Source organism: Nocardia carnea (assembly GCF_029868855.1).
GTDB lineage: Bacteria > Actinomycetota > Actinomycetes > Mycobacteriales > Mycobacteriaceae > Nocardia > Nocardia carnea_A.
Window position 1 is genome coordinate 1 of sequence record NZ_JARWOV010000269.1, and the last position, 11795, is coordinate 11795.

Below are 11795 nucleotides of genomic sequence, written 5' to 3' on the forward strand. Positions count from 1 at the left end.
CAGATCGAGTTCGCGCTCCGGCGTGCGCTCGACCAGGCCGGCCGCTCGCCGCGTACTTCCCGCAGCGACGACTCCTGAACAGTTCCGCCCGTGCGCGCGGGGGCCCGGGGGCGCCGGGGGGGGGGGGGGGGTGTGGGGGCGGGGTGGGGGGGGGGGGGTTGGGGGGGGACCGGGGGGGCGTGGGCGCGGCACCTCACGGGCCGCTCCGGGCATTTTGTTCTGCGATACGAGCGGCCGCGGTGTCGGCGGTGAATCGGCGGGTGGCGGCCCAGACACCTGCTGCAGACCGTTCGGCTCGAGTAGGCCAAATTGTCGCTGGTGAGCCGGTATCGGGTTGGCGTGGCGAACTGCGGGCGGCGTGTTGTGACAATTCACCGCACGCAGCGTGTTCCTTCCCCCTCGGCACGCTGTAAAGTGCGCTGGTGATCGCGCGTCCCGGCCCTGCGCCGGCCGGGATACGCAGTGACTTCCGATATCCAGGAGCATGAGTTCATGACAGAAGCCGCCGCACCGGTGGATGAGTTGAGCGCGCTGGGCACGCCGTTGCGAAAGTTCCGCTTCGCCGCCGCGGGCGAGGGCAACAAACAGGAAGGTGGCGCCCGCAAGTTCATCCAAACGGCGCAGCAGGCCGAGGAGTACGGCTACGACACTTTCGTGGTGCCGGATCATCTCGGGGACCAGATCGGTCCGATCGCCGCCCTCGGCGCGCTCTCCCAGGCCACCGACAAGATCCGCCTCGGCACCTCGGTGCTGGCCAACGGCTTCCGGCATCCGGTGGTGCTGGCCAAGGACCTCGCCACCATCGACGTGCTGTCGAAGGGCCGGCTCGAGGTCGGCATCGGGGCCGGTTGGAAGGCCGACGAATTCGCCGCGGCGGGGCTGGAGTACGACCGCCCGGGAATCCGGCTGGCGAAACTCGACGAGACGCTGACCATTCTCGATGTGCTGCTGCGTGGGCAGGAATGCACCTTCGAGGGCAAGTACTACCAGGTGCACGGCATCAAGGGGACGCCCCGGCCGCGGCAGGGTCCGCGTCCGCCGCTGTGCACCGGTGGTGGTGGGCCGCGGATGCTGAAGCTGGCGGCAAAACACGCCGACATCATCTCGGTGGTGCCGGTCACCACGCCGCAGGGTAAGGGCCTGCTCTCCGGAATCACCCTCGAGAAGACCATCGAGAAGGTGAATCTGATCAAGGAGGCGGCCGGGGATCGGTTCTCCCAGATCGAGCTCAACTGGGCGATTACCGCGATCGTCATCACCGACGACCGGGAGAAGACGGCGGAAATGGCGCTGTCGGCGCTGGACCGCGGTCTGCATCCCGACCTCGAGGTGGATGTCCAGCTCACGGTCGAGCAGTTGCTGAACTCGCCGTATGTGGCGATCGGCACGTTCGAGGAGATCGCCGACCAGGTGCGCCGGGTGCGTCAGCTCACCGGTATGTCCTACGTCGGCATCTACCCGACCCAGATGGACGCTTTCGCGCCGGTGATTCCCTTGCTCCGGGAGGAGTGAGAAGCTCATCTCTGTAACATGTCTCTGGTTTGAGAACATCTAGCCGATAGCGGTCACCGCGCAGACCGCACACCGAACCCGCGGGAAAAGTTCTCTGTTGAGAGCACCGCGGCGAAAGCGAGTCGGGGCCACACAGTAAATAACGGCTATCGTGCCGTTGCCACGTGCGCCTCGGAGGAGAAGGAATGGACGAGACTTTCGACGACTACCTGGACGAGAACGGGAACATCACAATTCCCGATGATCGCACCCTGGTCGACCACGTCGAGAAGCACACCCGCAACGACGCGAACACCTTGGCGTACCGCTACATCGACTATTCGCGCGAACGCGATGGTGAGGTACACGAGCTGACGTGGCAGCAGTTCGGGGTCCGGCTGCGCGCGGTGGCCGGTCGACTGCAGCAGGTCACCAAACCCGGTGACCGGGTGGCGGTACTCGCGCCGCAGGGGCTGGACTACGTGATCTCCTTCTTCGCCGCCATCTACGCCGGCGCGATCGCGGTGCCGCTGTTCGATCCCGACGAGCCCGGTCACACCGACCGGTTGCACGCAGTGCTCGGTGACTGCGAACCGTCGGCGATTCTGACCGCCAGTTCCTCGGCGGCCGGTGTGCGCCAGTTCTTCCGTTCGCTGCCCGCCGCGCAGCGCCCCCGCATCATCGCCGTGGACGCGATCCCGGACAGCGTGGGGGAGAGCTGGGTGCGCCCGGATATCGCGGTGGACGATATCGCCTACCTGCAGTACACCTCGGGTTCCACCCGTACCCCGGCCGGTGTGGAGATCACCCACCGCGCCGTCGGCACCAACCTGCTGCAGATGGTCGACGCCATCAATCTCGACTGGAATTCGCGCGGTGTCACCTGGCTGCCGCTGTTCCACGATATGGGCCTGTTGACCGTGATCCTGCCCGCTGTGGGCGGCAAGTTCATCACCATCATGTCGCCGGCCTCGTTCGTGCGGCGGCCGTACCGCTGGATCAAGGAGCTCGCCGCCGCCTCCGACGGAGCCGGCACCTTCGCCGCGGCCCCGAACTTCGCGTTCGAGCATGCCGCGGTGCGCGGGCTGCCGAAGAACGGCGAATCGCTGGACCTGTCCAATGTGATCGGCCTGATCAACGGCAGCGAACCGGTAACCACCTCGTCGATGAAGAAGTTCAACGAGGCATTCGCCCCCTACGGCCTGCCGAAGACGGCCATCAAACCGTGCTACGGCATGGCCGAGGCCACCCTGTTCGTATCGGCCACCAAGGCGGAGGACGAGGCCAAGGTCACCTATGTCGACCGTGCCGAGCTCAACGCCGGCCGGATGGTGAAGGTCGAACCGGGCTCGGATAATGCGATCGCCCAGGTGAGCTGCGGTTATATCGCCCGCTCGCAGTGGGCCGTGATCGTCGATCCAGAATCGATCGAAGGTACGCCGCGCGAGCAGCCCGACGGGCATGTCGGCGAGATCTGGCTGCACGGCAACAACATGGGTATCGGCTACTGGGGTCGCGAGGACGAAACCAACGCGACCTTCCGGAACAAGGTCACCGAGCGACTGCCGGAAGGCAGCCACGCCGAGGGGGCCGCCGAGGACGCGAATTGGATGCGCACCGGCGATTACGGTGTGTATTTCGACGGCGAGCTCTACATCACCGGCCGGGTGAAGGATCTGGTGATCGTGGACGGCCGCAACCACTACCCGCAGGACCTCGAATTCTCCGCCCAGGAAGCCAGCAGCGCGCTGCGGCCCGGGTTCGTCGCGGCGTTCTCGGTTCCGGCCAATCAGCTGCCCGCCGTGGTCTTCGCCCAGGGCAGCCATTCGGGCCTGAAATTCGACGCCGACGACGCCTCCGAACAACTGGTGGTCGTGGCCGAGCGTGGCCCGGGTGCCGGTAAGGCCGATCCGCTGCCCATCGCGGACGCGGTCCGGGCGGCGATCTCCCAGCGCCACGGTGTGACGGTGCGTGATCTGCTGCTGGTGCCCGCGGGCTCGATCCCGCGCACCTCCAGCGGGAAGATCGCGCGGCGTGCCTGCAAGGCGGCATATATCGAGGGCACGCTGCGCGGCGGTTACACGCAGCAGGCGTTCCCCGATGCACCTGAGGAATGAGCCCGGTCGACGCGGTGATGCAGCGTCCGGGATGATAGGCGGCTGAGCGTAGTGCCGGAGGAGGTAACGCAGCGTGATCACGAATACGCGGCGGAACCACCCCACCGGCGCGGCGGCCGAGCGCCGCTTCGCGCGGTGTTCACCTGCATCGGCGCAGGTGGGCGGCCGAACGAAACCCAGCGGCCCGTGCCGTGCGCCGGAGGTGGTGGCATCGTGACCACTGCGGCGCCGGCGGTTGCCGTCCACCCATCCCTGCGATGCAGGCTGTTGCCAGGCACCGCATACAGACAGGTAGCTTGAGGACTGATGGCTGATAACGAGGGCACGTCGCCGGATACGACCGAGAACCTTCCCGTCGAGCAGGAGGGCGGTGCCGCCGGGACGAGCGCGGAGGCCGACGCCGCCTCGGATGCCGCGAAATCCGAGATATCGGTGGCCGAACTACGAGAGTGGTTGCGGCGCTGGGTGGCCGAGGCCACCGGTCAGCCGGTGGACAAGATCACCGTCGACCGGCCGATGGAGGAGTTCGGGCTCGCCTCGCGCGATGCGCTGGCCCTCGGCGGCGAGATCGAGGAACTCACCGGCGTGATACTCGATCCCACCATCATCTATCAACATCCGACGATCGCATCGCTGGCCGAGGTGATCGTCAACGGCCCGCCGGAGAGCGCTCTCGAAGCCCCCGACGACCAGTTCTACACCGCCGGGTTCGCGCCGGGGGAAGCGCACGATATCGCGATCGTGGGTCTTTCGACCCGGCTGCCGGGCGCGGGCGACACCCCGGAATCGACCTGGGAATTCCTGATGAACGGCGGCGACGCCATTCGCGACCTCCCCGAGGGACGCTGGACGGAATTCCTGAGCGAACCGGAGTTCGCGCAGGCCGTGGCAGCAGGTAATACCCGCGGCGGCTACCTGGACAAGGACGTAGTCACCGATTTCGACGCCGAGTTCTTCGCGATGTCGCCGATCGAGGTCGAGCGGATCGACCCGCAACAGCGGTTGATGATGGAGCTCACCTGGGAGGCGCTGGAGCATGCGCGTATCCCGGCCAGCGATCTGCGCGGGGAATCGGTCGGCGTGTACATCGGTACCTCGACCAGCGATTTCCAGCTGCTCGCCGCGATGAGCCTGAGCGAAACGGATCCGAACGTCCCGGCCTCGGCCGAGGCGTACAAGATCATGGGCAGCGCGACCAGCATCATCCCCAACCGCGTCTCGTATTTCTTCGACTTCCGCGGTCCGTCCGTGGCGGTGGATACCGCGTGCTCGTCGACGCTGGTGGCCGTGCACCAGGCGGTTCAGGCGCTGCGGGCCGGTGATGCCGATGTGGCCCTGGCAGGCGGTGTGAACATGATCCTCGCACCCATGATCACGCTGGGCTTCGACCAGGCCGGCGCCGTCGCGAAGGACGGCCGGATCAAGGCTTTCTCCGCCGATGCCGACGGTATGGTGCGTTCCGAGGGAGCCGGGCTGGTCGTGCTGAAACGCCTGGCCGATGCCGAACGGGACGGCGACAACATCTTGGCCGTGGTCAAGGGTTCGGCGGTCAACAGCGACGGACGGTCCAACGGTCTGCCCGCGCCCAATCCGGAGGCCCAGGCAGATGTGCTGCGCCGCGCCTATCGCGATGCCGGGATCGTGCCCTCCACCGTCGACTATGTCGAGGCGCACGGCACCGGAACACCCATCGGCGATCCGATCGAAGCAGCGGCGCTGGGTCGTGTGGTCGGTGCCGGTCGTGCCGCCGACGCGCCTGTCCTGCTCGGATCGGCAAAGACCAACTTCGGGCACCTGGAATCCGCGGCCGGTGTGGCGAGCCTGGCCAAGGTCATCATGGCGTTCCGCAATGATGTGGTGCCCGCCAATATCAATTACGCCGGACCGAGCCCGTACATCCCGTTCGAGCAGGCACGGCTGAAGGTCGTCGAGGAACCGACACCGTTCCCGCGTTACAGCGGTACCGCCACGGTGGGTATCTCCGGTTTCGGGTTCGGCGGGGCCAATGCGCATGTCGTGGTCCAGGAGTACGTGGCCCCGTCCGCCGCGGCCGCAGAACCTGTCGACAGCTCGGCGGAAGCCGCCGAACTCGACCTGGAGACCACCGATGTGGTGACGGAAGCCGAAGCGGTCACCGCGGAGGCGGCACCTGAACCCGAGTGGTCGGCCGATCGCGCCGAACCACTGCCGGTGATCCTGGCCGTTTCCGCCTACCTGCCCTCGCGCCGCCGCCGCGCCGCCGCCGACCTGGCCGATTGGCTGGAAAGCGAAGCGGGGCAGCGGACTCCGCTCGAGGATGTGGCCCGGTCGCTGGCCAAACGCAGTCACTGGCGGTCCCGCGGGGTCGTGCTCGCGAAGGATCACGCCGAAGCGGTGGCCGGGCTACGCGCGATCGCCGCCGGTAAGCCGGGTGCCGGTGTGTTCACCGCCGACGCGCCCGCGGCCGAGGGGCCGATGTGGGTGATGGCCGGGTTCGGCGCGCAGCACCGCAAGATGGGCAAGCAGCTCTACCAGGAGAATTCGATCTTCCGCCGCACCGTCGACGAGGTCGACGAACTGGTCGAGGACGAGGCCGGCTATTCGGTGCGTGAGCTGATGCTCGACGATGCCCAGGACTGGGATATCGGCACGTCCCAGGTCGGTACCTTCACCATCCAGGTCGCGCTTGCCGCGCTGCTGCGGGCGCACGGAGCCGAACCCACCGCGGTGGTCGGCCACTCCCAGGGCGAGGTGGCCGGTGCGTACATCAGCGGCGGGCTGCCGCTGGAGGACGCGGTACGGGTCATCTGCGCGCGTTCCCGCCTGATGCGCGAAGGCGAGCAGATGCTCACCGACGACGATGTCCGCAATATGGCGCTGGTGGAACTGAGTGCCGACGATATAGCCGCCATGCTGCCGGAGTACCCCGATATCGAGGTCGCGGTGTACGCGGCGCCGACCAACACCGTGATCGGTGGTCCGGTGGAGCAGGTCGCGGCGATCGTCGCGAAGGTCGAGGAAGCCGGGAAGTTCGCCCGCGTACTGCAGACCAAGGGCGCCGGGCACACTTCGCAGATGGATCCGCTGCTCGGTGAACTCGCCGCCGAACTGGCCGGGATCGAGCCTACGAAACCGAAGGTCGGGCTGTACTCCACGGTCGACAAGGAGCAGTACTACGCACCCGGTCACGACCCGGTGCACACCGAGTCCTACTGGGTGAAGAACATGCGCCACAGCGTGTACTTCACCAACGCGGTGAAACGCGCGGTCGATGCCGGGATCACGACGTTCCTGGAACTGGCCCCGAACTCGGTGGCGCTCATGCAGGTACTCGGCACCACCTTCGCCGCCGGCCTGCACGACGCCCAGCTCATCCCGACGCTCAAACGTAAAGAAGACGAATCCGCCGCGGTGATCACGGCGCTGGCGCAACTGTACGTGCACGGCCATTCGGTGGATCTGGCCTCGCTGGTACCGGCCGGGCCCTACGCCGATATCCCGCGTACGGCGTTCGTTCGTAAACACTACTGGCCCAAGGTGAGTTCGCTGTCCACCGGCGGCAGCTCCCGGGTGCCGGGCGCCTCGGTCGCGCTCCCGGACGGCCGGCACGTATGGGAGGTACAGGCCGCGGCGGTGGACGAACTGCCGGCACTGGTACGCGCGGCAGCCGGGCAGGTACTGACCGATGTGAACGTGGGCGCGAGCATCGCGCACGCGCCGTTGCCCGCGACCGGGACGCTGACCACCACCCTCACCCCGCACCCCGGCGGTGCGTCGGTGCAGGTGCACGCCCGCGAAGGTACGCAGTTCCGGCTGCTGTTCGACGCGGTGATCACTTCCGGTGCGGCCCAGGCCGTTCCGGCCCCGGCCGAAGCGGCGGCGGTTGCTCCGGCGGTCGCCACGGAACCCGAGGTGCTCGACGCGGTGGACACCGCCGGTTTCGGCGATCGCTGGGATCCGGACAGCGGCCAATCCGTGGAGGAGCGGCTGGCGCTCATCGTCGCCGAATCCATGGGCTACGCGGTCGAGGATCTGCCGATGGAGATCCCGCTCATGGAACTCGGGCTCGATTCGCTGATGGCCATGCGGATCAAGAACCGGGTCGAATACGAATTCGATATTCCGCAACTACAGGTTTCGGCGGTACGCGATGCCAGCCTGCACGAGGTCGGGAAGGTGCTGCGCTATGCGATCGAGCACCGCGACGAGGTGCGGGAGATGGCGGAGAAGCAGGCCGCCGGGGAATCCGGTGCGCTCAATGTGGACGACAATTTCGTCGAAGCGGCGAAGGCGGCCATGGAGTCGGGGCAGGATCCGGTCGCGGCCCTGAACCAGGCGACGGCCGGTAATGCGGCCACCGGGCCGGCGGCCGACGGACCTGCCGAAACCGCTTCCGATACGGCAGCGGCCGGTCCGGCCGCGGGAGCGGAAACGGCACCTGCCGCAACCGAATCGGAAATCGCCGGCCCTGCCGGGACGGCAGATTCCGGTGCGGCCCCGAAGGGTGTGAAAACAGGTGACGCCACCACAAACCACTTTCCCGGTGCGGCGGCGAACGGCGCGAAAGCCAGTGGCGCCGCTACGGGAACGGACTCCGCACGCAGTGCGATGCAGCAGCCCGCGGTCGCGCCGCCGGCTCCGGTGAAATCTGCCCCGGCCGCAGGTGCGGCGGTGTTCGGTGGCGGAGCAGCCGGGTCCGCGGATGAGGAGAACGTTCCGCCACGTGACGCCGCGGAACGGCTGACCTACGCATCCTGGGCGATGGTGACCGGCGAATCGGCCGGTGGCATCTTCAACACCCTGCCTATCCTCGACGAGGACACTGCCGAGAAACTTGCGGCCCGGCTCACCGACCGCGTTGGTGCGGAAATCACAGTCGATGATGTGCTGGACTGCGAAACCATCGAGCAGTTGGCCGAGATCGTCCGCACTCTCCAGGACAGCGGTGCTGATGTCGACGGATACGTCCGTCCTCTGCGGGCGCGGGCCGAGGGATCCGACGCGGTGCCGGTTTTCGTCTTCCACCCGGCGGGCGGGAACACGCTTGTCTACGAACCACTGCTCAAGCGGCTTCCCGAGAACACACCGATGTACGGCCTCGAACGAGCCGAGGGCTCGATCGAGGAACGTGCGCGCGAGTACGTCCCGGAGTTGCGCAAGTTGCAAGGGGACGGCCCGTTCGTGCTCTACGGCTGGTCACTCGGTGCTGTGCTGGCCATGGCGGTGGCGCAGATCCTTCGCGCCGAAGGCGCCGACGTGCGGCTTGTCGGTCTGATAGATCTCGCTATCCCCGCGGAACCGGAGAGCAACAGTCCTGAGGAACGTTTCCGGCGCATCCAGCGGTACCAAGTGTTCGCCAAGAAGACCTTCAACATCGAAGGTGAACTCGACGACGACCAGCTGCGAGAGTTGGCCGACTCTTCGGACGAAGAACAGTTCAAGATGATCAGTGACCTGATCAAGATGACCGGTGCGAAGATTCCTGGCGGGGTGCTCGAGCATCAGAAGACGTCATGGATCGAGAACCGCGCACTCCAGCAGGTCCAGCCCGCGAATTACGACGGCGATGTGGTTCTCTACCTGGCCGATCGCTACCACGATGGCGCGATCGAGCTGGAGCCCCGTTATGCGGAGCGCCGACCCAACGGGGGCTGGGACGAGTACTTGCCGAACTTGGAAATCATCCACATCCCCGGCGACCACCTGCAGATCATCGATGAGCCCAGGATCGGGAAAATCGGCGCGGACCTCACCGCTAAACTCGCCCGGATCGACTCATCGGGCGTGAAAGGGAGCAAGTGAGCACTACCGCCGAAAAACTCGCCGACCTGCGGAAGCGACTGGAACTCGCTCAGGAACCGGCGGGCGAGGCCGGCGTGGCGAAGCGGGCGCGTAAGGGGATACCCAGCGCTCGGGACCGAATCAACATGCTGCTCGACCCGGGTAGCTTCACCGAGATCGGTGCGCTGGTACGCCGGCCCGGCGACCCGGCCGCGCTGTACGGGGACGGTGTGGTCACCGGGCACGGGCTGGTCGACGGCCGCCCGGTGGCGGTGTTCTCCCACGACCAGACCGTGTACGGCGGGTCGGTGGGCGAGATGTTCGGCCGTAAGGTCGCCGCGATCATGGAGTACGCCGCGAAGGTCGGCTGCCCGATGATCGGGATCAACGATTCCGGCGGCGCCCGCGTGCAGGAGGCGGTGTCCTCGCTGGCCTGGTACGCCGAGCTGAGCACCCGGCAGGAGCCGCTTTCGGGGATGGTGCCCACGATTTCGATGATTCTGGGCAACTGTGCGGGCGGCGCGGTGTATTCGCCTATCAACACCGATGTCGTGGTGGCGGTGGAATCCGCGCATATGTTCGTCACCGGTCCGAAGGTGATCCGGGAGGTCACCGGCGAGGACGTGAGCCTGGAAGAGCTGGGCGGCGCGCACGCGCAGGCCCAGTACGGCAATATCCATCACATCGCCAAGGACGAGGCCGCGGCCTTCGCCTGGGTGCGCGAATACCTGTCGTATATGCCGACCAGCTGCCAGGAGCTTCCGCCGGTCGTCAATCCGGGGCTGGAACCGGAGGTCACCGACAGCGACCGGGAACTGAACTCGATCGTCCCGGATTCCGATAATGCCGGTTACGACATGCACGACGTTCTGCTGCGGATCTTCGACGACGGTGCCTTCCACGAATACGGCGCGGAAGCCGGGAAGAACATCATCACCGGTTTCGCCCGGGTGGACGGTCGCAGCGTGGGCGTGGTCGCCAATCAGCCGATGGTGTACGCCGGGGCCCTCGACGCCCGTGCCTCGGACAAGGCCTCGCATTTCATCCGGTTGTGCGATGCCTACGAGATCCCGCTGGTGCTCGTGGTCGACACCCCCGGTTTCATGCCGGGTGTGGAACAGGAGAAGATCGGCGTCATCAAACGCGGCGGCCGATTCCTGTTCGCGTTCGTGGAGGCCACGGTGCCCAAGGTGACCGTGGTCGTCCGTAAGGCCTACGGCGGCGGGTACGCCGTGATGGGGTCCAAGCAGTGCGGTGCCGACGTGAATCTTGCCTGGCCGACGGCTCGTATCGCGGTGATGGGCGCGGAAAGCGCGGTGAGCCTGATCGGGGCGAGCCAGATCGCCGCCGCGCCGGAGGACCAGAAAGCGGCCGTTCGCCAGCAGCTCGTCGATTTCTACAACGCCACCGTGGCCACGCCCTGGGTGGCGGCCGAACGCGGTTTCATCGACGCGGTGATCGAGCCGGCGCAGACCCGGCTGGAACTGCGCCGCGCGCTACAACTGTTGCGCGACAAGACGGTGATCCGCAACCCGCGTAAACACCATCTGCTGCCGCTGTGACGGGCTGCGGTTCGGGTCGCGCCGGATAACGGCGCCGGCGCGACCCGAACCGCTGCGAGACCCCGAGTTCAGCCGACGATGGACGCGGATTCGATCACCACGTTTTTTGTCGGCACGTCCTGGTGCATACCTTGCGACGAGGTCGACACCTTGGCGATTTCGTCGACGACGTCGGTGCCGTCGGTGACGGCGCCGAAGACGGCGTAACCCCAGCCCTGACCCGCCGGCTGGGTGTGGTTGAGGAAATCGTTGTCGGCGACATTGATGAAGAACTGCGCCGTCGCCGAATGCGGGTCGTTGGTGCGCGCCATCGCGACCGTGTACTTGTCGTTCTTGAGGCCGTTGGCGGCCTCGTTCTGAATGGGCGTTTTGGTGGGCTTCTGCTGCATCTGACCGTCGAAGCCGCCGCCCTGGATCATGAAGCCCGGGATCACGCGATGGAAGATCGTGCCGTCGTAGTGTCCGGACTCGACGTATTCGACGAAGTTGCGGACGGTGTCCGGCGCCTTCGCCTCGTCCAGCTGGAGGCCGATGGTTCCGTAGTTCGTCTCGAGATTCACCTTGGTCATGCCCCTACCTTTCCATTACCGCCGCCGTACCCCGCGCATAAGGGGGTGATTTCCGGGCCGATTGTGCCAGCCGCCCCTCTTTACCCCGTTCCGCCACTTTTTATGCCCTGTTCGCCTGGAGTGTTTTCGTTCCGCCGGGTACGCGCCGGGGTATCAGCGGGCCGGGCGCGGTGCGCCCAAGTAGCATGCCAGCGTGCCAGAAGTAGCCACCGCAGTTCTGACGAAGACGCCACCCGAGCCGGGGCCGAGGGGTTAGCCGAGGGATTTACGGGTCGCGCGTCTCGCAGCGATAGTCA

5 protein-coding genes are annotated in these 11795 nt (G+C 66.7%); 4 read left to right on the forward strand and 1 reads right to left on the reverse strand.

The genetic code is table 11. The features are described from left to right. The first annotated feature begins 492 nt into the window (after positions 1-492). From QH195_RS27945 to QH195_RS27960, 4 genes are all read left to right on the forward strand, one after another. A complete protein-coding gene (locus tag QH195_RS27945) occupies positions 493-1512 on the forward strand; it encodes an LLM class F420-dependent oxidoreductase (RefSeq protein WP_280422523.1) in 1020 nt (339 codons plus the stop codon). Between the two features lie 185 nt (positions 1513-1697). Next, positions 1698-3608, forward strand: a complete 1911-nt coding sequence (gene fadD32, locus QH195_RS27950) for a long-chain-fatty-acid--AMP ligase FadD32 (protein WP_280437591.1) — start codon at positions 1698-1700, stop codon at positions 3606-3608. 306 nt (positions 3609-3914) lie between these two features. Then, positions 3915-9389, forward strand: a complete 5475-nt coding sequence (pks13, locus tag QH195_RS27955) for a polyketide synthase Pks13 (RefSeq protein ID WP_280437592.1) — start codon at positions 3915-3917, stop codon at positions 9387-9389. After that, a complete protein-coding gene (locus QH195_RS27960; protein WP_280437593.1) occupies positions 9386-10930 on the forward strand; it encodes an acyl-CoA carboxylase subunit beta in 1545 nt (514 codons plus the stop codon). The genes pks13 and QH195_RS27960 overlap by 4 nt, the downstream gene beginning before the upstream one ends. 68 nt (positions 10931-10998) lie before the next feature. Here the strand turns inward: QH195_RS27960 and QH195_RS27965 are convergent, their stop codons facing one another. After that, positions 10999-11499, reverse strand: coding sequence for a peptidylprolyl isomerase (locus QH195_RS27965; RefSeq protein WP_280422526.1), 501 nt, complete (start codon positions 11497-11499; stop codon positions 10999-11001). Positions 11500-11795: the final 296 nt, after the last annotated feature.

Coding starts and splice junctions, on each gene's coding strand:
- QH195_RS27945 (WP_280422523.1), top strand. CDS start 493: ATGACAGAAGCCGCCGCACCGGTGGATGAGTTGAGCGCGCTGGGCACG.
- fadD32 (WP_280437591.1), top strand. CDS start 1,698: ATGGACGAGACTTTCGACGACTACCTGGACGAGAACGGGAACATCACA.
- pks13 (WP_280437592.1), top strand. CDS start 3,915: ATGGCTGATAACGAGGGCACGTCGCCGGATACGACCGAGAACCTTCCC.
- QH195_RS27965 (WP_280422526.1), bottom strand. CDS start 11,499: ATGACCAAGGTGAATCTCGAGACGAACTACGGAACCATCGGCCTCCAG.